At 56.7% G+C, this 20,922-nt stretch carries 19 protein-coding genes and 1 riboswitch; of the genes, 12 read left to right on the forward strand and 7 right to left on the reverse strand.

The genetic code is table 11. The annotated features are described in order from the left end of the window. The first annotated feature begins 400 nt into the window (after window positions 1-400). Both purH and purD read left to right on the forward strand, forming a co-directional pair. Window positions 401-1,990 carry a bifunctional phosphoribosylaminoimidazolecarboxamide formyltransferase/IMP cyclohydrolase gene (gene purH / locus AC0TNG_RS00345; RefSeq protein ID WP_473712417.1) on the forward strand — a complete coding sequence of 530 codons (1,590 nt, stop codon included), beginning with the start codon at window positions 401-403 and terminating at the stop codon, window positions 1,988-1,990. Between the two features lie 15 nt (window positions 1,991-2,005). Continuing rightward, on the forward strand, window positions 2,006-3,298 hold the full coding sequence (purD, locus tag AC0TNG_RS00350) for a phosphoribosylamine--glycine ligase (RefSeq protein ID WP_024908249.1): 1,293 nt from the start codon (window positions 2,006-2,008) through the stop codon (window positions 3,296-3,298). Window positions 3,299-3,344: 46 nt separating this feature from the next. Here the strand turns inward: purD and AC0TNG_RS00355 are convergent, their stop codons facing one another. The 6 genes from AC0TNG_RS00355 to nudC form a co-directional block, all read right to left on the reverse strand. Further along, complete coding sequence (locus tag AC0TNG_RS00355) at window positions 3,345-4,037, reverse strand: DUF1481 domain-containing protein (protein ID WP_024908250.1); 693 nt, start codon at window positions 4,035-4,037, stop codon at window positions 3,345-3,347. Between the two features lie 11 nt (window positions 4,038-4,048). Then, window positions 4,049-4,321, reverse strand: coding sequence for a nucleoid-associated protein HU-alpha (hupA, locus tag AC0TNG_RS00360; RefSeq protein WP_002445246.1), 273 nt, complete (start codon window positions 4,319-4,321; stop codon window positions 4,049-4,051). Between the two features lie 186 nt (window positions 4,322-4,507). Beyond that, a complete protein-coding gene (locus AC0TNG_RS00365; protein WP_473712418.1) occupies window positions 4,508-5,098 on the reverse strand; it encodes a YjaG family protein in 591 nt (196 codons plus the stop codon). A 41-nt stretch (window positions 5,099-5,139) separates the two neighbouring features. Beyond that, the gene (gene nfi / locus AC0TNG_RS00370) at window positions 5,140-5,811 is read right to left on the reverse strand and encodes a deoxyribonuclease V (protein ID WP_417928015.1); all 672 of its coding nucleotides are present in this window, start codon (window positions 5,809-5,811) and stop codon (window positions 5,140-5,142) included. Window positions 5,812-5,820: 9 nt separating this feature from the next. Next, window positions 5,821-6,885, reverse strand: coding sequence for a uroporphyrinogen decarboxylase (hemE, locus tag AC0TNG_RS00375; RefSeq protein WP_024908252.1), 1,065 nt, complete (start codon window positions 6,883-6,885; stop codon window positions 5,821-5,823). Between the two features lie 38 nt (window positions 6,886-6,923). Further along, a complete protein-coding gene (gene nudC, locus AC0TNG_RS00380; protein WP_417928014.1) occupies window positions 6,924-7,697 on the reverse strand; it encodes an NAD(+) diphosphatase in 774 nt (257 codons plus the stop codon). Window positions 7,698-7,792: 95 nt separating this feature from the next. Here nudC and AC0TNG_RS00385 point away from each other — a divergent pair, with 95 nt between their 5' ends. The 10 genes from AC0TNG_RS00385 (at window position 7,793) to AC0TNG_RS00430 (ending at window position 16,577) form a co-directional block, all read left to right on the forward strand. Then, a complete protein-coding gene (locus AC0TNG_RS00385; RefSeq protein WP_023334107.1) occupies window positions 7,793-8,290 on the forward strand; it encodes an Rsd/AlgQ family anti-sigma factor in 498 nt (165 codons plus the stop codon). A gap of 54 nt (window positions 8,291-8,344) precedes the next feature. Further along, a riboswitch (TPP riboswitch) is annotated at window positions 8,345-8,456 on the forward strand. A gap of 78 nt (window positions 8,457-8,534) precedes the next feature. Next, on the forward strand, window positions 8,535-10,430 hold the full coding sequence (gene thiC / locus AC0TNG_RS00390; RefSeq protein WP_417928013.1) for a phosphomethylpyrimidine synthase ThiC: 1,896 nt from the start codon (window positions 8,535-8,537) through the stop codon (window positions 10,428-10,430). Further along, window positions 10,430-11,071 (forward strand): thiamine phosphate synthase, encoded by a 642-nt coding sequence (gene thiE, locus AC0TNG_RS00395; RefSeq protein ID WP_024908255.1) that lies wholly within the window; start codon window positions 10,430-10,432, stop codon window positions 11,069-11,071. Before thiC ends, thiE begins: the two co-directional genes overlap by 1 nt. Next, window positions 11,058-11,813 (forward strand): HesA/MoeB/ThiF family protein, encoded by a 756-nt coding sequence (locus AC0TNG_RS00400; RefSeq protein ID WP_061716173.1) that lies wholly within the window; start codon window positions 11,058-11,060, stop codon window positions 11,811-11,813. The genes thiE and AC0TNG_RS00400 overlap by 14 nt, the downstream gene beginning before the upstream one ends. Continuing rightward, window positions 11,797-11,997: a sulfur carrier protein ThiS gene (gene thiS / locus AC0TNG_RS00405; RefSeq protein ID WP_024908257.1), complete on the forward strand. Its 201-nt coding sequence runs from the start codon at window positions 11,797-11,799 to the stop codon at window positions 11,995-11,997. The genes AC0TNG_RS00400 and thiS overlap by 17 nt, the downstream gene beginning before the upstream one ends. Before the next feature lies 1 nt (window position 11,998). Then, window positions 11,999-12,769 (forward strand): thiazole synthase, encoded by a 771-nt coding sequence (gene thiG / locus AC0TNG_RS00410; protein ID WP_048990372.1) that lies wholly within the window; start codon window positions 11,999-12,001, stop codon window positions 12,767-12,769. Next, window positions 12,766-13,893: a 2-iminoacetate synthase ThiH gene (gene thiH / locus AC0TNG_RS00415; protein ID WP_248166160.1), complete on the forward strand. Its 1,128-nt coding sequence runs from the start codon at window positions 12,766-12,768 to the stop codon at window positions 13,891-13,893. The genes thiG and thiH overlap by 4 nt, the downstream gene beginning before the upstream one ends. Before the next feature lie 336 nt (window positions 13,894-14,229). Continuing rightward, complete coding sequence (locus AC0TNG_RS00420) at window positions 14,230-15,771, forward strand: sensor domain-containing diguanylate cyclase (RefSeq protein ID WP_148769240.1); 1,542 nt, start codon at window positions 14,230-14,232, stop codon at window positions 15,769-15,771. A 180-nt stretch (window positions 15,772-15,951) separates the two neighbouring features. Continuing rightward, the gene (locus AC0TNG_RS00425) at window positions 15,952-16,260 is read left to right on the forward strand and encodes a PTS sugar transporter subunit IIB (protein WP_023334100.1); all 309 of its coding nucleotides are present in this window, start codon (window positions 15,952-15,954) and stop codon (window positions 16,258-16,260) included. Beyond that, window positions 16,260-16,577 carry a PTS lactose/cellobiose transporter subunit IIA gene (locus AC0TNG_RS00430; protein WP_008503455.1) on the forward strand — a complete coding sequence of 106 codons (318 nt, stop codon included), beginning with the start codon at window positions 16,260-16,262 and terminating at the stop codon, window positions 16,575-16,577. Before AC0TNG_RS00425 ends, AC0TNG_RS00430 begins: the two co-directional genes overlap by 1 nt. 57 nt (window positions 16,578-16,634) lie before the next feature. On the opposite strand, the gene rpoC is transcribed toward AC0TNG_RS00430, so the two are convergent. After that, entirely contained in the window at window positions 16,635-20,858 is a 4,224-nt protein-coding gene (gene rpoC, locus AC0TNG_RS00435; protein ID WP_023309968.1) for a DNA-directed RNA polymerase subunit beta', read from the reverse strand. Between the last annotated feature and the right edge of the window lie 64 nt (window positions 20,859-20,922).

Raw genomic sequence — 20,922 nt, forward strand, 5'->3', positions numbered from 1 at the left:
GCTCACCGTTGCGAGGTGGCGTATATTACGCTTTCCTCTTTCAGAGTCAACCCGTTATTTCAGGATTTTTTCTCTTCAACCGACCGGGTTGTTTGTGAAGTGATTCACATCCGCCGTGTCGATGGAGGCGCATTATAGGGAGTTCTCCGCAGGCCGCAACCGCTAAATGACAGAAAAATGACTGACTGCTGCATTCCACAGCAAAACCCCGCCTTATACCTTTTTACACACAGACTTATCCACAACGATACGAAAAAGTGAAAATGTGCGAGCGTTGCGCAAACGTTTTCGTTAAAATGCTCGCGCTTAACAAGGATGCCTCGTCAGATGTGTTAGATGAGTTTTTCACAGGAAAATTCATCTAACGCTCTCTGTAATCGTGAAATCCAGGGGATTTACCATGCAACAACGTCGTCCAGTCCGCCGCGCTCTGCTCAGTGTTTCTGATAAAGCCGGTATCGTCGAATTCGCTCAGGCACTTTCCGCACGCGGTGTGGAGCTGCTTTCCACAGGCGGTACCGCTCGCCTGTTAGCAGATAAAGGTCTGCCGGTAACCGAAGTGTCCGATTACACCGGTTTCCCGGAAATGATGGATGGACGCGTCAAAACCCTGCATCCAAAAGTCCACGGCGGTATTCTTGGCCGTCGCGGTCAGGACGACGCCATTATGGAACAGCATGACATCGCACCAATCGACATGGTGGTTGTTAACCTCTACCCGTTTGCCCAGACCGTTGCCCGCGAAGGCTGCTCTCTGGAAGATGCCGTAGAGAATATTGATATCGGCGGCCCGACCATGGTGCGCTCCGCGGCCAAGAACCATAAAGATGTGGCTATCGTCGTAAAGAGCAGCGATTACGAAACCATTATTAATGAGATGGATGCCAACGAAGGGTCGCTGACCCTGGAAACGCGTTTCGACCTCGCCATCAAAGCCTTCGAACACACCGCCGCGTACGACAGCATGATCGCCAACTACTTCGGTAGCCTGGTACCGGCTTACCACGGTGAAAGCAAAGATCCTTCAGGCCGCTTCCCGCGCACCCTGAACCTGAACTTCATTAAGAAGCAGGATATGCGTTACGGTGAGAACAGCCACCAGCAAGCAGCCTTCTATATAGAAGAAGAGGTAAAAGAAGCCTCTGTTGCGACCGCTCAGCAGGTTCAGGGCAAAGCCCTCTCCTATAACAACATTGCCGACACCGACGCCGCGCTGGAATGCGTGAAAGAGTTCAGCGAGCCGGCCTGCGTTATCGTCAAGCACGCGAACCCATGCGGCGTTGCCGTGAGCACCTCTATTCTGGATGCCTACGATCGCGCCTACAATACCGACCCAACCTCCGCGTTCGGCGGCATTATCGCCTTCAACCGCGAGCTGGATGCTGAAACGGCTCAGGCCATCATCTCCCGCCAGTTCGTTGAAGTGATCATCGCGCCATCCGCATCCGAAGAGGCGCTCAAAATTACCGCGGCAAAACAGAACGTGCGCGTACTGGTTTGCGGCCAGTGGGCACAACGCGTGCCGGGCCTGGACTTCAAACGCGTAAACGGCGGTCTGCTGGTTCAGGATCGCGATCTGGGTATGGTGACAGAAGCTGATCTGCGCGTGGTGACCAAACGTCAGCCGAGCGTACAGGAGCTGCGTGACGCGCTGTTCTGCTGGAAAGTGGCGAAGTTCGTCAAATCCAACGCCATTGTCTACGCGAAAGAGAATATGACCATCGGAATAGGTGCTGGCCAGATGAGCCGCGTCTACTCCGCGAAAATCGCGGGCATTAAAGCAGGCGATGAAGGTCTGGAAGTGAAAGGCTCCGCCATGGCTTCTGACGCGTTCTTCCCGTTCCGTGACGGTATCGATGCGGCAGCTGCTGTCGGCATCACCTGTGTGATCCAGCCTGGCGGCTCAATCCGCGACGACGAAGTGATTGCCGCCGCCGACGAACACGGCATTGCGATGATCTTCACCGACATGCGCCACTTCCGCCATTAATTCCCGGAGCTGAAAATGAAAGTATTAGTAATTGGTAACGGCGGACGCGAGCACGCGCTGGCGTGGAAAGCGGCGCAGTCTCCGCTGGTGAAAACGGTCTTCGTGGCACCGGGCAACGCCGGTACCGCACTGGAACCCGCGCTGCAGAACGTGGCTATCGGCGTAACCGACATTCCGGCGCTGCTGAGTTTTGCCCAGAGCGAGAAAATCGACCTGACCATTGTCGGCCCGGAAGCGCCGCTGGTGATTGGCGTCGTTGACGCGTTCCGCGCGGCGGGCCTGACAATCTTCGGGCCAACACAAGGGGCCGCGCAGCTGGAAGGCTCCAAAGCCTTCACCAAAGATTTCCTCGCGCGTCATAATATCCCGACGGCGGAATATCAGAATTTCACTGAAGTGGAGCCTGCTCTGGCCTACTTACGTGAGAAGGGCGCGCCGATTGTTATCAAGGCCGACGGTCTGGCCGCCGGTAAAGGCGTGATCGTCGCGATGACGCTCGAAGAAGCCGAAGCCGCGGTTCAGGACATGCTGGCAGGTAACGCTTTCGGCGATGCGGGCCACCGTATCGTGATTGAAGAGTTCCTCGACGGTGAAGAAGCCAGCTTTATCGTGATGGTCGACGGCGAGCACGTTCTGCCGATGGCCACCAGCCAGGACCACAAGCGTGTGGGTAATGGCGACACGGGTCCTAATACCGGCGGGATGGGCGCCTACTCCCCTGCTCCGGTCGTGACTGACGAAGTTCATCAACGCACCATGGATCGCGTCATCTGGCCAACCGTGAAAGGGATGGCGGCTGAAGGTAACACCTACACCGGTTTCCTCTACGCGGGCCTGATGATCGACAAGCAGGGTAACCCTAAGGTCATCGAATTCAACTGCCGCTTTGGCGATCCGGAAACGCAGCCCATCATGCTGCGCATGAAATCCGATCTGGTGGATCTGTGTCTGGCAGCCTGCGAAGGCAAGCTGGACGAGAAAACGTCAGAGTGGGACGAGCGTGCATCTCTGGGTGTGGTGATTGCTGCGGGTGGTTATCCGGGTAATTACAACACCGGGGATGAGATCCACGGTCTGCCGCTGGAAGAGATTGACGGTGCGAAGGTGTTCCATGCCGGTACGAAGCTGGCTGAAGACGATCGCGTTCTGACCAACGGCGGACGCGTGCTGTGTGCGACCGCGCTGGGTCATACCGTGGCAGAAGCGCAGAAGCGCGCCTATGCGCTGATGGCGGATATTCACTGGAACGGTAGCTTTAGCCGTCAGGATATCGGCTATCGCGCGATTGCGCGCGAGCAGGGGGAGTAATTCCTCCTCGCCCTCACCCTCTCCCTCAAGGGAGAGGGGATTTACCTCAAAAACTCTTCTCTGTCGGCTGCCAGGTACAGAAGTCTTCGTTCGCCACCAGCAGCAGCTGAGAGCCTTCCGGCGCTTCCAGCCACGCCACACTCACTTCCATTGAGGAATGACGCTGACGGCGTTGAATGTGTTCGGTCGCCCAGGATTCAAGCTCAGGCTTGACCGTTTGCCCTTCGCAGGTGGTTACCGTCCCGTCGTTATGCCAGCGCCCCTGGCGCAGCACAACGCGTCCCAGACGAAGCGCATCGCTGGTCTGGCGAATTTGTTCGGCACGATAACGGTAGAGGGCGATTTGATCGCTGGAAAGCTGCTGTTTTTGACCACTGACTTCGCGCTGCATAAAGCTCAGCTCGCCATGGTCGTCAAAACGCACTTTCACGTGTTCGGGGGTCTTGCTGTAGACGTTCAGTTCAATCAGCGACAGGTCATCTCCCTGCCAGCGATATTCCGCCGTCGACGTATTGCCGTTATGCCACGGGCTAAAGGCAGAAAGCAGATGCACTTCGCCGCCGGAATCTTTGCGCCAGATCCTGACTGCACCCTGGTTGTCCGCGTAGCCGCTGGCGGTAAACGGCGGCAGGGAGGTGTCGTGGCTGCAGGCGGACAGCAGCAGCATGCCTGCCAGCGCGAGCGTTCCGCGCCAGAAAGACAAAAGGGGCGTTGCCGCCCCTTCGCTAAAACTGTTCACTGCCACGCGTCTTACTTAACTGCGTCTTTCAGTGCTTTACCAGAAACAAATGCCGGCACGTTCGCTGCGGCGATTTTGATTTCTTTACCGGTCTGCGGGTTGCGGCCAGTACGCTCAGCGCGGTGGTTCACTTTGAAGGTACCGAAACCAACCAGTTGTACAGCATCGCCTTCTTTCAGAGACTCAGTAATAGCAGCCAGGGTAGATTCCAGAGCAGCTTTAGCCTGCACTTTAGACAGATCAGCCTTGTCCGCAATTACATCAATCAGTTGAGTCTTGTTCATAAGTTATCCTTTCAATGTGTTTATCGCTTGCTAAGCATCGAGTGCGACGAAAATGCCAAAAAAGCACTCTCCTGCATACACGCACCGATAGCCACTTTTTTTCGCCCCCCAAATGTAGACCAGACAAGGGGCGAAAGGGAAGAGTCGAGGAGCGACAAAACGGGCGTTATCTCAAGTTTTCTTATCTCATTGGTTAAAAATTATACCAATATTACTCTCACCGGCCTCACGTAAGTCCGCACGCAGCCCTTTTAACAGTTCAATATCGCGTTCTTCACACTCTGCCAGCAGGCGGAAAATTTCCCACTGAATGTCCCATTCTTGCTCAACGGCCGGGTTTGCACGCAGTTCTTCATCGGTCATTTCGCGACCTTCCTGGGTCATTTCCAGCATCGCCACGGTAGTGATAGAGGCCTTACTGACTTCAATAGCGTGCTCCAGCGTTTCACCGCTCAGACGGGAGTGAAGCAGTTCGCTTAACGCCACGCAGGCATCAATCGCCGGGTAGACACCGTACAGGTCAAAATCATCCGCCACCGGAATCGCCTCTTCCAGCTTTTCGAGCTGAGAGTCGAAATTCACCTTCGCGTCTTTCACCGTCAGCGTTTCCCAGATCAGATCCAGAATGCGGCGGTAGATATGGCCATCACCAAAGCCCGTCTGCTTACAGAACGCGGCATAGTTGGGATACATGCGCTCGCACAGGCAAGCCATAAAGGTGACGTGCTGCCAGCTTTCCAGCTTTTCAAGGCGCAGGTGAATCGGGTTTTGTAGCATGATGATCTCTCGAATCGAAAATTAGGCGCAGTTTACCTGAATCAACGCTGAATTTCCTGCCAACGAACAAAAGCCGGACGCGAAGAGGCCACCGCGTCAGCCCAGCGCGTCGGCTCCGGTAAGCGGTAGCCGTTCATGCAGCGCTGTACCCACGCCAGAGCGCTGTCCATGCTCACCCGATGGCCGGTGGCGATGAACAGCGGATTACAGCGAGTCTTGCTGCGCCAGACCCACGCCAGCTGCTCGCCTTTATGGATAAGCGGTGCCAGCGCGCCCGGCTCGGCGGAGAGTGGCTCAAACGCGCCGCACAGGCGTTTCTTGGCAACGCCAATGGTCGGCACATCCACCAGCAGCCCAAAGTGGCTGGCAACGCCTAAACGGCGCGGGTGTGAGATCCCATGCCCATCGACAAACAGCAGGTCAGGTTTTTGCGAGAGCTGCTCCCACGCTGCCAGCAGCGCGGGATATTCGCGGAAGGAGAGAAAGCCCGGGATATACGGCATGGTGGTCGCGATACGCGCGACCTTGTACTCCACCAGCTCAAGCGAAGGGTATTTCAGTACCACCATCGCCGCTCGCGTCACTTCCCCACCCTGCTCGAACCCGACGTCTGCTCCGCCAATGTACTGCGGAGGATCCTTATCCAGACGATCCTCGCGGATCACCGATGAGGCCAGTTCGATTTGTTGAGCGCGTAGCGACGCGAGATCCATAACGACTCCTTACTTGTGATACTGGGCAGAAAGCCGATGCACCGCCTCCACAAATACGCCTGCGTGCTCTGGCGGCACATCCTGATGAATACCGTGGCCGAGGTTAAAGACGTGGCCTTCCCCCTGGCCGAAACCAGACAGTATAGTCGACACTTCTTCTTCAATGCGGGCTGGCGGCGCATAGAGCATGGACGGGTCCATATTGCCCTGCAGCGCCACTTTGTCGCCCACGCGGCGGCGCGCATCGGCAATATCAGTGGTCCAGTCAAGCCCCAGCGCGTCGCAGCCGGTTGCCGCCATGGCTTCCAGCCACTGACCGCCACCTTTAGTGAACAGCGTCACCGGCACGCGGCGACCTTCGTTTTCACGCAGCAGGCCGTCTACGATTTTGTGCATGTAATACAGGGAGAACTGCTGATAATCGCGCCCGGTCAGCACGCCGCCCCAGGTATCGAAAATCATCACCGACTGCGCACCCGCCTTAATCTGCGCGTTCAGATAGAGGGTGACGCTCTTCGCCAGCTTGTCGAGCAGCGCATGCAGGGCCAGCGGCTCGGCGTACATCATCTTTTTAATCAGGGTGAAGGCTTTGCTGCTGCCTCCTTCCACCATATAGGTTGCCAGCGTCCACGGGCTGCCGGAGAAGCCAATCAGCGGCACTTCACCTTTCAGCTCGCGGCGAATGGTGCGTACGGCGTTCATCACGTAGCCCAGCTCGCCTTCCGGATCGGGGATCGGCAGCTTGTCCACGTCGGCTTTGCTTTTGATCGGAGAGGTGAAACGCGGGCCTTCACCGGTTTCGAAGTACAGGCCAAGGCCCATGGCATCCGGAATGGTCAGAATATCCGAGAAGAGGATCGCCGCATCCAGCGGGAAGCGGCGCAGCGGCTGGAGCGTCACTTCACAGGCCAGCTCGGCGTTTTTGCACAGCGACATAAAATCGCCCGCCTGCGCGCGCGTGGCTTTGTACTCTGGCAGATAGCGTCCCGCCTGGCGCATCATCCACACCGGGGTGACATCAACGGGCTGGCGCAGCAGCGCACGCAGATAACGATCGTTCTTCAGTTCGGTCATTTTTGCAGTTCCTTAAGCGTCATGGCCTCAGTGTAACACTACTCATACTCGGCCCGACACATCGCCACGGTATCTTCTATCAGCCGACGTGCCACGGTGCCCGGCGGAGGTAACAGCGGTAAATCGTCGTAGCGATACCAGTTCGCATCCAGCAGCTCTTTCTGATCGATAACGATCTCGCCGCTGTCATATTCGGCCATAAAGGCCGTCATCAGCGACTGCGGGAACGGCCACGGCTGGGAGGTGACGTAGCGCAGGTTCTTCACTTTGATCCCGCTCTCCTCCATCACCTCGCGCGCCACCGCCTGCTCCAGCGTTTCGCCCACCTCGACGAAGCCGGCCAGCACGGTATGAACGCCGTTGCGATGACGAGTATGCTGCGCCAGCAGGATGGAATCCTCCCGGCGGATAGCGACGATAATGCACGGCGCAATCTGCGGATAGTAGCGTTCGCGGCAGTGGTTGCAGAGCATCGCCCATTCGGTTTTGCTCGGACGCATGGTATGGCCGCAGTAGCCACAGTATTTGTGCGAGCGATAAAACTCGGCCAGCTGCACGCCGCGCCCCGCCAGCTGGAACAGCCCCACGTCCTGATCCAGCACCTGGCGCACAGATCCCATATCCTGGCGGCGGGGCTGTTGGATCAACCACACGGGCTCACCCTGCCACTCGCCGATTTGTAGCGCTGGCTGACCAACAAGATCGAACGCCTCAGCTGCGCCATAGGGGATTTCCCCGGCAGGAAGCCATAATTTTTGTTCGTGACTGACGATCCACCAACCAAGATCTGATTTTTCAATAATACGATCCATATCTATTGCACTACCTTCGCTTCACTGACATGTTGTTAGCATTGTGGTTACATTCTGGATAAGCAGATTCAATCCTACATTTTGCGGAGTCGACCATGTTAAACCAGCTGGAAAGCCTGACTGAGCGCGTTAGAGGAAGTAACAAACTGGTGGATCGCTGGCTACATGTGCGCAAGCATCTACTCGTGGCTTATTACAATCTGGTCGGCATTAAGCCTGGCAAAGAATCGTTTATGCGACTGAATGAAAAAGCGCTGGATGATTTTTGTCAGGGCCTGGTCGACTATCTGTCCGACGGCCATTTCAATATTTATGAACGCATTATCCGCGAAATGGAAGGGACAACACCGTATTTAGCAGCCAGCAAGCTCTATCCGCTGCTGGAAGCCAACACCCAGCAGATCATGGATTACTATGATTCCGCGCTCGAGAACGCCATCGATCACGATAACTATCTTGAGTTCCAGCGGGCGCTATCCGACCTCGGTGAAGCGCTGGAAGAACGATTCACACTGGAAGATAAGCTGATCGCCCTCGTGCTGGACAATGATTTGAACATCAGTAACGAAGAGAACGTCGCGCGCCCTGCTTGAGTTCTTCACCGTTAACGAGTAATTTACAACCATTCGCCCCTCTCACGAGGGGGATTTTTCTTGTCGGAGTGCCCAGCGCCTGAAAGCGCGGGCTGAGACCGTTAATTCGGGATCCGCGGAACCTGATCAGGCTAATACCTGCGAAGGGAACAAGAGTCACACTGCTGTTGTATCGCCTGAGGGCGATCCTCTCTTGCTTCATCCGTCGTCTGACAAGCCATGTCCTTCACTTTTGGAATGAGCTATGTCTACTGCAAAACTGACCCGCCGCGAACAGCGCGCACAGGCCCAACACTTCATCGACACCCTGGAAGGCACCGCTTTCCCGAACTCGAAACGCATCTACATTTCCGGCTCGCAGGCCGATATCCGCGTCCCGATGCGCGAAATCCAGCTCAGCCCGACGCTTATTGGCGGCAGCAAAGATAACCCGCAGTATGAAGACAACGAAGCCGTGCCGGTGTATGACACCTCCGGTCCGTACGGCGACCCTGATGTTGCCATCAACGTCCAGCAGGGTCTGGCTAAGCTGCGCCAGCCGTGGATTAATGCGCGCAACGACTGCGAGGAACTGAGCGTGCGCAGCTCTGCATACACCAAAGAGCGCCTCGCCGACGACGGTCTGGACGAGCTGCGCTTTACCGGCCTGCTGACGCCAAAACGCGCTAAAGCGGGCAAATGCGTGACCCAGCTGCACTACGCGCGCCAGGGCATCGTCACGCCGGAAATGGAATTCATCGCCATCCGCGAAAACATGGGTCGCGAGCGCATCCGTAGCGAAGTGCTGCGCTATCAGCATCCGGGTGAAGGCTTTGGCGCTCGCCTGCCGGAGAACATCACGCCGGAGTTTGTGCGTGACGAAGTAGCCGCCGGGCGCGCGATTATCCCCGCCAACATCAACCACCCGGAATCCGAGCCGATGATTATCGGCCGCAACTTCCTGGTGAAGGTCAACGCGAACATCGGTAACTCGGCCGTCACCTCCTCCATCGAAGAAGAGGTGGAAAAGCTGGTCTGGTCCACGCGCTGGGGCGCGGACACGGTAATGGATCTCTCCACCGGCCGCTATATTCACGAAACCCGCGAATGGATCCTGCGTAACAGCCCGGTACCGATTGGCACCGTCCCGATTTATCAGGCGCTGGAGAAGGTCAACGGCATTGCCGAAGACCTGACCTGGGAAGCGTTCCGCGACACGCTGCTGGAGCAGGCCGAGCAGGGCGTGGACTACTTCACCATTCACGCGGGCGTGCTGCTGCGCTACGTGCCGATGACGGCGAAGCGTCTGACCGGCATCGTCTCGCGCGGCGGTTCCATCATGGCGAAGTGGTGCCTCTCCCATCACCAGGAAAACTTCCTCTACGAACACTTCCGCGAGATCTGCGAAATCTGCGCCGCCTATGACGTCTCCCTGTCGCTGGGCGACGGCCTGCGTCCGGGCTCCATCCGCGACGCCAACGACGAAGCGCAGTTTGCCGAGCTGCACACGCTGGGCGAGCTGACTAAAATCGCCTGGGAGTATGACGTGCAGGTAATGATTGAGGGTCCGGGACATGTGCCGATGCAGATGATCCGCCGCAACATGACCGAAGAGCTGGAGCACTGCCATGAGGCCCCGTTCTATACCCTGGGACCGTTGACCACCGATATTGCGCCGGGTTACGACCACTTCACGTCAGGCATTGGCGCGGCGATGATCGGCTGGTTCGGCTGCGCCATGCTCTGCTACGTGACGCCGAAAGAGCACCTCGGCCTGCCAAACAAAGAGGACGTGAAGCAGGGGCTGATTACCTACAAAATTGCCGCCCACGCGGCGGATCTGGCCAAAGGCCACCCGGGGGCGCAAATCCGCGATAACGCCATGTCGAAGGCGCGCTTTGAATTCCGCTGGGAAGACCAGTTCAACCTGGCGCTGGATCCGTTCACCGCTCGCGCCTATCACGACGAGACCCTGCCGCAGGAATCAGGCAAAGTCGCGCACTTCTGCTCTATGTGCGGGCCAAAATTCTGCTCGATGAAAATCAGCCAGGAAGTGCGTGACTACGCCGCCGCGCAAACCATTGAAGTGGGCATGGCGGACATGTCTGAAACCTTCCGCGCCAAAGGCGGCGAAATCTACCTCAAAAAAGAGGAGGCGTAATGTACCAGCCCGATTTCCCACCCGTCCCCTACCGTTTAGGGCTCTATCCGGTGGTGGACAGCGTGGCGTGGATAGAGCGACTGCTGGAGGCAGGCGTTCGCACCCTCCAGCTGCGCATCAAGGATAAGCGCGATGACGAGGTGGAAGCCGATGTGGTTGCCGCCATCGCGCTGGGGCGTCGGTATAACGCCCGCCTGTTTATCAACGATTACTGGCGGCTGGCCGTTAAGCACCGGGCGTACGGCGTGCATCTGGGTCAGGAAGACCTCGAAACAACGGATCTGAGCGCTATCCGTGAAGCCGGGCTGCGTCTTGGCGTGTCAACGCACGATGACATGGAGATCGACGTGGCCCTGGCGGCCCGTCCCTCTTACATCGCGCTGGGCCACGTCTTCCCGACGCAAACCAAGCAGATGCCCTCCGCACCGCAGGGTCTGACGCAGCTGGCGAGTCACGTTAAACGCCTTGCCGATTACCCCACCGTCGCCATCGGCGGAATCAGCCTTGAACGCGCCCCGGCGGTGCTGGAGACCGGCGTCGGCAGCATCGCCGTCGTCAGCGCCATCACCCAGGCTGCAGACTGGCAGTCCGCCACCGAACAGCTGTTACAGCTGGCAGGAGCTGACGATGAACGATCGTGATTTTATGCGCTACAGCCGTCAGATCCTGCTGGAGGATATCGCCATCGACGGGCAGCAAAAGCTGCTCGCCAGCCGGGTGCTGATTGTCGGTCTGGGCGGATTAGGCGCGCCCGCCGCGCTTTATCTGGCAGGTGCAGGTATCGGTACGCTGGTGCTGGCCGACGACGACGAGGTTCACCTCAGCAACCTACAGCGACAAATCCTCTTTACCACCGAGGATATCAACCAGCCGAAAGCAAAAATCACCCGGCAGCGGCTGAACCAGCTTAACCCGGATATCGAGCTGATTGCCTTACAGGAGCGTCTTAGCGGTGAAAGCCTGCACCGTGAAGTCGCCCTTGCCGACGTGGTGCTGGACTGTACCGACAACATGGCGACGCGCCAGGCGATTAACGCCGCCTGCGTGGCAAATCATACGCCGCTTATCACCGCCAGCGCGGTGGGGTTCGGCGGGCAGATGATGGTTCTGACGCCACCGTGGACGCAGGGCTGCTATCGCTGTCTGTGGCCGGATGATGCCGAGCCAGCGCGCAACTGCCGGACGGCGGGCATTCTGGGTCCGGTGGTCGGCGTAATGGGCACCATGCAGGCGCTGGAAGCCATCAAGCTGCTCAGCGGCATGGAGACGGAACGCAATACGCTGCGGCTGTTTGATGCCCGCTCAGCCGGCTGGCGCCAGCTGGCGTTACGCCGCGCCAGCCGCTGCCCGGTATGTGGAGGCCGCGATGCGCATTCTGTTTAACGATGAGCCGATGAGATGCGAAGACGGGCTCACCGTTGCGGTACTGCTCGACAAGCTGCGTCAGCTCAAACCGGGAACGGCGCTGGCGCTCAATCAACAGATCCTGCCGCGCGAGCAGTGGGAACATCAGCAGGTCAATGACGGCGACCAGATCCTGCTGTTTCAGGTTATCGCAGGGGGCTGAGATGTTACGTATTGCCGATAAAGTCTTTGATTCACATCTGTTTACCGGAACCGGAAAATTCGCCTCGCCGCAGCTGATGGTGGATGCCATTCGCGAAAGCGGCAGCCAGCTGGTGACGCTGGCGCTCAAGCGCGTGGATCTGCGTCATCACAGCGATGCCATTCTGGCTCCTTTACTGGAGGCAGGCGTCACGCTGCTGCCCAACACCTCCGGTGCCAAAACGGCCGAAGAGGCGATTTTCGCCGCGCAGCTGGCCCGCGAGGCGCTCGGCACCCGCTGGCTGAAGCTGGAAATTCATCCTGACGCCCGCTGGCTGCTGCCCGACCCTATCGAAACGCTGAAAGCGGCTGAAAAGCTGGTGCTGCAAGGGTTTACCGTCCTGCCTTACTGCGGAGCCGACCCTGTCCTGTGCAAACGGCTGGAAGAGGTCGGCTGCGCCGCCGTCATGCCGCTGGGCGCCCCCATTGGCTCCAACCAGGGGCTGGAGACCCGTGCGATGCTGGAAATCATTATTGAGCAGGCTACCGTGCCGGTGGTGGTTGATGCGGGCATTGGCGTGCCCAGCCATGCCGCACAGGCGCTGGAGATGGGCGCCGACGCGGTGCTGGTGAATACGGCCATCGCGGTTGCCGACGATCCGGTCATGATGGCGCGTGCGTTCCGCATGGCCGTAGAGGCTGGGTTGCTGGCAAGGGAGTCCGGCCCCGGCTCGCGCAGTTTCCAGGCGCAGGCCACCAGCCCGCTGACCGGTTTTCTGGAGGCGATCTCATGAGCACGTTTACCGAGCGCTGGCGGCAGCTTAACTGGGACGACATTGCCCTGCGCATCAACAGCAAGACGGCGGCTGACGTGGAGCGTGCGCTGAATGCCCGCCATCTGACCCGCGAGGATCTGATGGCCCTGCTCTCCCCGGCGGCCAGTGCGTACCTCGAACCGATGGCCCAGCGAGCACAGCGGCTCACCCGCCAGCGTTTTGGCAACACGGTGAGTTTCTACGTGCCGCTCTATCTCTCAAACCTGTGCGCCAATGACTGCACCTATTGCGGTTTCTCCATGAGCAACCGCATCAAACGTAAAACGCTCGATGAAGGTGAGATTGCCCGTGAGTGTGCGGCTATTCGTGAAATGGGCTTTGAACATCTTCTGCTGGTCACGGGCGAGCATCAGGGGAAAGTGGGAATGGACTATTTCCGTCAGCACCTTCCCGCCATTCGTCGTCAGTTTGCGTCGTTGCAGATGGAAGTTCAGCCCCTGGCGCAGGAGGAGTACGCGGAGCTCAAAACCCTCGGGCTGGACGGGGTCATGGTCTACCAGGAAACCTACCACGAGGCGACGTACGCCCGGCACCACCTGAAGGGTAAGAAACAGGATTTCTTTTTCCGGCTGGAAACGCCGGACAGGCTGGGTCGCGCCGGCATCGACAAAATCGGTCTGGGTGCGCTGATCGGGCTCTCCGACAGCTGGCGGGTGGATTGTTACATGGTGGCGGAACATTTGCTGTGGCTTCAGCAGCGCTACTGGCAGAGCCGTTATTCCATCTCCTTCCCGCGTCTGAGGCCCTGCGCGGGCGGGATTGAACCGGCTTCGCTGATGGATGAACGCCAGCTGGTGCAAACCATCTGCGCGTTTCGCCTGCTCGCTCCGGAAGTGGAATTATCGCTCTCAACGCGTGAGTCCCCGGCGTTTCGCGATCGCGTTATCCCGCTTGCGATTAACAACGTCAGCGCGTTTTCCAAAACACAGCCTGGCGGCTACGCCGACGATCATCCGGAGCTCGAGCAGTTTGCGCCGCATGACGGACGACGTCCGGAAGCGGTCGCCGCCGCTCTGACGGCGCAGGGTCTTCAGCCTGTCTGGAAAGACTGGGACAGCTGGCTGGGAAGAGCCTCGCAGTGACGTTGAAACGCACTGCAACATCATAAAAAATTGTCGAGGCGCGACGAAAAGGCAAAACCGGAGGATTGTCAGCGATCGTCCGGTTTTTTATTGTCACACGGTCAGCAACGGATGCTGACCAGGGCGAAAAGCTTCTTCCTCGTTTCGCCCTGCCTCTGGTTCATTGCACAAACGGCCCCAGCCAGGTGAATAAGTATTTTCTTAATGGTTCTTAAGATAAATCATCCCGTCAGAAATCGTGTGCCGTATAATTCACCGCTAACCGCAGGACAGCGACTATGCTGAGAGGATATCGGCAGACGAACAGTATTCACCATCAGGAACGATGTACAGCTCATGGCACTTCACAGCAAAAAGCTCTCTTTTACCCGGCCAATCATGCTCAGCTTCGCGGGGATCCTCTGCAGTTTTGCGGTGATCGCGATCGCGGTGACGCTTTCGCAACGAAAGGATTTTCTTGAGGATTATCATAAGATCAATAGCAATTTCACGCACAACCTGGCGGTGAACTACACCGAATCTATCCTGCGTGAAAACGACTATATCCTGGGGCGTTCCGCGATGTACTTTGCGCGCGACGACAGGCTAAACGAGACGCTCAACGTCAACCCGACGCAGGGGCTGCAGATGATGATGCATTTGCAGAACCTGATGCCGACCGTCTCCTCCATCTCGCTGGCGGACACGCAGGGGCATTACCTCCGCGCACCGGAAGTGCTCCCCACGGAGAAGAGTAAAACCTTCGATCCCAGGACGAGGCCGTGGTTTGTCGCTCAGGCGGAAGCCAGCATCTTCAGCCACTATACCCGTCCTTATATGGATTACTTTACGGGGCATCCCACGGTCACTCTTTATAAGCCAGTGATTTCACCAGAAGGCAGACTGAAGGGAACGCTCGCGTTTCATCTCGATTTGACATCAATGGGCTACACCCTGCGTCAGATGGTGGCGCCCGTTCAGGGGGAATTTTTCGTCGTCGAGCGTGACGGTGCTGTGGTGCTGCATCCGGATACCGGCGCGCTCTTCAAGCAGTACGTGAGCGAAGCGCTGATGGACAAAATGACCAGCGGTGAAGGCCACCTTTACGACAAGAAAAGCAACGCCTGGTATTACTACTACTCGTTTACCAACCCGGACTGGTTTGTCATTTACCGGGTATCGGATGCAACGCTCACCGATATTACCCGCCACGAAACGACGATTGTTGGCTGGGGGTTTGCGCTGGCGGCCATCATCATCATCCTCTTCGGCTTATACCTCCGCCACGCCTCGCGTAGCGTGCTGATGCATATTATCAATGCCATCAAAACCGGCGACGTCAGCGAGGCGCCGCGCCTGGAAGCGATGCTGAGCCACACGATTCAGTCCAATAAAGAGCGTGAAATGGCCTATGTGCGCCAGGCCACCCACGATGCACTGACGGGCTGTAAAAACCGCCGCGCGTTTGATAGCGATATAGCAGAGCTGCTAAATACCCAGCAGCCTTTCACGATGGCGCTGGTGGATATCGATAACTTCAAGTCGATTAACGACACGCTGGGCCACCTGACCGGTGATATCGTTCTGCGTAACGTGGCCCGCGAAGGGCTCCAGATCATGCAGCCACATCACGTCTCGCTTTACCGTTATGGTGGAGAAGAGTTTGCGGTAATTTTCCAGGCTGAGCAGATGACTTCTGCGCTCTCATTACTGGAAGCATGGCGTACCGCTGTTGAAAAACGTGTCTGGCGGGAAGAAAACCTGCGGGTTACGTTCAGCGGCGGTCTTGGGGAGTGGCATTTTGAACCGCTGGAGCACTTTATCGGAAGCGTTGATAACGCCCTATACAGCGCCAAACAGCAGGGCAAAAACCGCATCAACCGAACGTCCATCAGCTAATCCCCCCTCTTTCACCCTGCCCGTTTCCACAGGCCGGGTACCCGACAATGCAAAATTGTAACCGGTTTCAGAAAATCGCCGGTATCTTTGTGATGCCTGACACACAATCGCGGTAAACCGGTTGTTGAAGCGGTCTGCACGGGATAATTATCAATAAACACATGTAGATCGAGGCTGATTATGAAGAACATCGTTTTATGCTGTGCAGCGGGAATGTCAACCAGCATGCTGGTTCAACGTATGAAAGACGCCGCGCAGAAAAAAGGGGTTGAAGTCACGATTAAAGCCGTTCCGGTTGCGGAGTTTAAAGACAACATCGCGACGGCCGACATCGTATTGCTGGGGCCACAGGTTAAATACGAGCAGGCCAAACTCCAGGCACAGGCCGAGCCGCTAGGTAAAAAGGTCGCGGTGATCGACATGATGGATTACGGCATGATGAAAGGTGATGCCGTACTGGAAAAAGCGCTCAAACTTCTGGAGTCATAATGGAAGACTTAGAAACCACGATTATGGAACTGCTGGTCAACGCAGGCGCGGCGCGCAGTGCGGCCCTGACGGCGTTACAGATGGCGCGTAAAGGTGAGTTTGACGAAGCAGAAAAAGCGATGGAAGAGTCGCGTGAATATGTGAAGCATGCGCACACGATCCAGACGCAGCTTATCGGTCTTGATGAGGGAACCGGGAAGCTTCCGGTTAATCTGATCACCGTTCACTCTCAGGATCACCTGATGAACGCGATGGTCATTCAGGATCTGGCGGGCGATATGATTGAGCTTTATCGACGGATCCCGCTGGTGAATTGAAAACATGCAGATGTAAAAAAACCCGCCGAGGCGGGTTTTTTATTAGCGACTCAACGATTACTCGTTGTCGGAACCGCCCAGACCTGCGTTCAGCAGTTCTGCCAGGCTCGCGGATGCATCTTCAGCAGTTACCTGCGGTGCAGCTGGCAGTTCGCCCGCAGCACGACGACGCATACGATCCTGGTGGTACGCATAACCGGTACCCGCCGGGATCAGACGACCCACGATAACGTTCTCTTTCAGACCGCGCAGTTCATCACGCTTACCAGCAACAGCGGCTTCGGTCAGGACACGAGTCGTTTCCTGGAACGATGCTGCAGAGATGAAGGACTCGGTTGCCAGAGACGCTTTGGTGATACCCAGCAGATCGCGCGAGAAGGTCGCACCGATTTTGCCGTTCGCTTCCAGTTCGCGGTTAGCGATCTTGACGCGTGAGTATTCAACCTGCTCGCCTTCCAGGAACTCGGAGCTGCCTGCGTTTTCGATGGTTGCTTTACGCAGCATCTGACGAACGATAACTTCGATGTGCTTATCGTTAATCTTAACGCCCTGCAGACGGTAAACGTCCTGCACTTCGTTGGTGATGTAACGCGTTACCGCGTGTACGCCACGAAGACGCAGAATGTCGTGCGGCGCTTCTGGACCATCGGAAACCACGTCACCACGTTCTACACGTTCACCTTCGAACACGTTGAGCTGACGCCACTTAGGAATCATCTCTTCGTACGGTTCGCTACCATCTACTGGAGTGATAACCAGACGGCGTTTCCCTTTGGTCTCTTTACCGAAGGAGATGATACCGCTGATTTCAGCCAGGATTGCAGGCTCTTTCGGACGACGTGCTTCGAACAGGTCCGCAACGCGTGGCAGACCACCGGTGATGTCCTTGGTACCGCTGGATTCCTGTGGAATACGCGCCAGAGCATCACCCGCACCGATCTGAATGCCATCTTCCAGCTGAACGATCGCTTTACCCGGCAGGAAGTACTGCGCAGGCATGTCGGTACCAGGGATCAGAACGTCGTTACCCTGAGCATCAACGATTTTCAGCGCAGGACGCAGATCTTTACCACCGGTAGTACGTTCAGCAGAATCCAGAACCACCAGAGAAGACAGACCGGTCAGCTCGTCGGTCTGACGAGTAATGGTCTGGCCGTCGATCATGTCAGTAAAGCGGATGAAACCACTTACTTCGGTGATAACCGGCATGGTGTGTGGATCCCAGTTTGCAACGGTTTCACCGCCAGCAACCTGCTCGCCATCACCTTTCGCCATAACCGCACCGTAAGGCACTTTATAGCTCTCTTTGGTACGACCGAATTCGTCGATCAGTTTCAGCTCGGTGTTACGAGAGGTCACAACCAGCTTGCCTGCGGAGTTAACAACAGACTTCGCGTTGCTGAGCTTGATGCTACCTTTGTTTTTCACCTGGATGCTGGATTCAGCAGCCGCACGAGATGCCGCACCACCGATGTGGAACGTACGCATCGTCAGCTGTGTACCCGGCTCACCGATGGACTGTGCCGCGATAACGCCGATTGCTTCACCTTTGTTGATGATGTGGCCACGCGCCAGGTCACGACCGTAGCAGTGCGCACATACACCAAAGTCGGTGTCACAGGATACAACGGAACGCACTTTCACTGAGTCAACAGAGTTCGCTTCCAGCAGGTCACACCAGTGCTCGTGCAGCAGCGTGTTGCGTGGAACCAGAATGTCTGCAGTACCCGGCTTCAGAATGTCTTCCGCGGTCACACGACCCAGAACGCGATCGCGCAGTGGCTCTTTAACATCACCACCCTCGATAACCGGGGTCATGGTGATACCTTCGAGGGTGCCACAATCGTCTTCGGTCACAACCAGATCCTGCGCAACGTCAACCAGACGACGCGTCAGATAACCGGAGTTCGCTGTTTTCAGTGCGGTATCCGCCAGACCTTTACGAGCACCGTGCGTGGAGATGAAGTACTGGAGTACGTTCAGACCTTCACGGAAGTTCGCGGTGATTGGCGTTTCGATGATGGAGCCATCTGGCTTCGCCATCAGACCACGCATACCTGCCAGCTGACGAATCTGTGCTGCGGAACCACGCGCACCGGAGTCGGCCATCATGTAGATGCTGTTGAAGGAAACCTGCTGCTCTTCTACGCCGTCACGGTTAATCACGGTTTCGGTCTGCAGGTTATCCATCATCGCTTTGGATACACGATCGTTCGCCGCTGCCCAGATATCGATAACTTTGTTATAGCGTTCGCCCGCAGTAACCAGACCAGACTGGAACTGCTCCTGGATCTCAGCAACTTCGGCTTCCGCTTCAGAGATGATCTCGTGTTTCTTCTCTGGGATGACCATGTCATCGATACCAACAGATGCACCTGAACGCGCTGCATAAGCAAAGCCGGTATACATTGTCTGGTCAGCGAAGATAACGGTCGGCTTCAGACCCAGAATGCGGTAACAGGTGTTCAGCATTTTGGAGATCGCTTTCTTGCCCAGCGCCTGGTTGACGATGGAGAAAGGCAGACCTTTCGGTACGATCATCCACAGAATCGCACGGCCAACGGTCGTGTCTTTCAGGCTGGTTTTCGCAACGAATTCGCCGTTTTCATCTTTTTCGTATTCGGTGATACGCACTTTAACGCGCGCATGCAGAGAGGCCAGGCCAGCGCGGTAAATACGCTCAGCTTCTTTCGGGCCAGTCAGCACCATGCCTTCGCCTTTGGCGTTAACACAGTCACGGGTCATGTAGTACAGACCCAATACAACGTCCTGAGAAGGAACGATGATTGGCTCACCGTTCGCTGGAGACAGGATGTTGTTGGTAGACATCATCAGCGCACGCGCTTCGAGCTGGGCTTCCAGCGTCAGCGGTACGTGAACAGCCATCTGGTCACCATCGAAGTCGGCGTTATATGCCGCACAAACCAGCGGGTGTAGCTGGATAGCTTTACCTTCGATCAGGACTGGCTCAAATGCCTGGATACCCAAACGGTGCAGGGTTGGTGCACGGTTCAGCAGTACCGGGTGTTCGCGGATCACTTCGTCCAGGATATCCCAAACGACAGCTTCTTCACGCTCAACCATTTTCTTCGCGGCTTTGATGGTGGTGGCCAGGCCACGCAGTTCCAGCTTGCCGTAGATGAATGGTTTGAACAGCTCCAGTGCCATTTTCTTCGGCAGACCGCACTGATGCAGACGCAGGTATGGACCTACGGTGATTACAGAACGACCGGAGTAGTCAACACGCTTACCGAGCAGGTTCTGACGGAAACGACCCTGTTTACCTTTGATCATGTCGGCCAAAGATTTCAGAGGACGTTTGTTAGAACCGGTGATCGCACGACCGCGACGACCGTTATCCAGCAGGGCATCTACCGCTTCCTGCAGCATACGTTTTTCGTTGCGTACGATGATGTCCGGCGCAGCCAGATCCAGCAGACGTTTCAGACGGTTGTTACGGTTGATAACGCGACGATACAGATCGTTCAGATCGGACGTTGCGAAACGACCACCATCCAGCGGAACCAGTGGACGCAGATCTGGCGGCAGAACCGGCAGAACGGTCAGGATCATCCACTCTGGTTTGTTACCAGACTGAACGAACGCTTCCAGCAGTTTGATACGCTTGGTCAGCTTTTTACGTTTGGTTTCGGAGTTGGTTTCGTTCAGCTCTTCACGCAGCTGCTCGCACTCTTGCTCCAGATCCATGCTCTTCAGCAGGGCCTGAATAGCTTCCGCACCCATCTTCGCGTCGAATTCGTCACCGAACTCTTCCAGCGCGTCCAGATACTGCTCTTCAGTCAGGATCTGATGACGTTCCAGGTTCGTCATCCCGCCTTCGATAACCACATAAGATTCGAAGTACAGAACGCGTTCGATATCGCGCAGCGGCATATCCAGCAGCAGACCGATACGGGACGGCAGAGATTTCAGGAACCAGATGTGAGCGGTCGGAGACGCCAGCTCGATGTGGCCCATGCGCTCACGACGCACTTTAGTCTGGGTCACTTCAACGCCGCACTTCTCACAGATCACACCACGGTGTTTCAGGCGCTTGTACTTACCGCACAGGCACTCGTAATCTTTTACTGGCCCGAAAATACGCGCACAGAAAAGGCCGTCACGCTCAGGTTTGAACGTACGGTAGTTGATGGTTTCCGGCTTTTTAACTTCACCGAAAGACCATGAACGGATCATGTCTGGCGAAGCCAGAGCAATTTTGATCGCATCAAACTCTTCGGTTTTAGTCTGCGCTTTCAGAAACTTTAATAAATCTTTCACGGATTTGCTCCCGTCGGAGTTAGCACAATCCGGTGCCGGGGGTTAACCCGACACCAGTGACCTG

It is taken from the genome of Enterobacter sp. PL_is514, from assembly GCF_055816715.1.

What these genes read in the sequence shown, in the direction of transcription:
- purD (WP_024908249.1), top strand. Translation starts at nt 2,006, where the DNA reads ATGAAAGTATTAGTAATTGGTAACGGCGGACGCGAGCACGCGCTGGCG.
- AC0TNG_RS00400 (WP_061716173.1), top strand. Translation starts at nt 11,058, where the DNA reads ATGAACGATCGTGATTTTATGCGCTACAGCCGTCAGATCCTGCTGGAG.
- thiS (WP_024908257.1), top strand. Translation starts at nt 11,797, where the DNA reads ATGCGCATTCTGTTTAACGATGAGCCGATGAGATGCGAAGACGGGCTC.
- hupA (WP_002445246.1), bottom strand. Translation starts at nt 4,321, where the DNA reads ATGAACAAGACTCAACTGATTGATGTAATTGCGGACAAGGCTGATCTG.
- nfi (WP_417928015.1), bottom strand. Translation starts at nt 5,811, where the DNA reads ATGGATCTCGCGTCGCTACGCGCTCAACAAATCGAACTGGCCTCATCG.
- purH (WP_473712417.1), top strand. Translation starts at nt 401, where the DNA reads ATGCAACAACGTCGTCCAGTCCGCCGCGCTCTGCTCAGTGTTTCTGAT.
- thiG (WP_048990372.1), top strand. Translation starts at nt 11,999, where the DNA reads ATGTTACGTATTGCCGATAAAGTCTTTGATTCACATCTGTTTACCGGA.
- nudC (WP_417928014.1), bottom strand. Translation starts at nt 7,697, where the DNA reads ATGGATCGTATTATTGAAAAATCAGATCTTGGTTGGTGGATCGTCAGT.
- AC0TNG_RS00420 (WP_148769240.1), top strand. Translation starts at nt 14,230, where the DNA reads ATGGCACTTCACAGCAAAAAGCTCTCTTTTACCCGGCCAATCATGCTC.
- AC0TNG_RS00425 (WP_023334100.1), top strand. Translation starts at nt 15,952, where the DNA reads ATGAAGAACATCGTTTTATGCTGTGCAGCGGGAATGTCAACCAGCATG.
- hemE (WP_024908252.1), bottom strand. Translation starts at nt 6,885, where the DNA reads ATGACCGAACTGAAGAACGATCGTTATCTGCGTGCGCTGCTGCGCCAG.
- thiH (WP_248166160.1), top strand. Translation starts at nt 12,766, where the DNA reads ATGAGCACGTTTACCGAGCGCTGGCGGCAGCTTAACTGGGACGACATT.
- AC0TNG_RS00430 (WP_008503455.1), top strand. Translation starts at nt 16,260, where the DNA reads ATGGAAGACTTAGAAACCACGATTATGGAACTGCTGGTCAACGCAGGC.
- thiE (WP_024908255.1), top strand. Translation starts at nt 10,430, where the DNA reads ATGTACCAGCCCGATTTCCCACCCGTCCCCTACCGTTTAGGGCTCTAT.
- AC0TNG_RS00365 (WP_473712418.1), bottom strand. Translation starts at nt 5,098, where the DNA reads ATGCTACAAAACCCGATTCACCTGCGCCTTGAAAAGCTGGAAAGCTGG.
- thiC (WP_417928013.1), top strand. Translation starts at nt 8,535, where the DNA reads ATGTCTACTGCAAAACTGACCCGCCGCGAACAGCGCGCACAGGCCCAA.
- AC0TNG_RS00385 (WP_023334107.1), top strand. Translation starts at nt 7,793, where the DNA reads ATGTTAAACCAGCTGGAAAGCCTGACTGAGCGCGTTAGAGGAAGTAAC.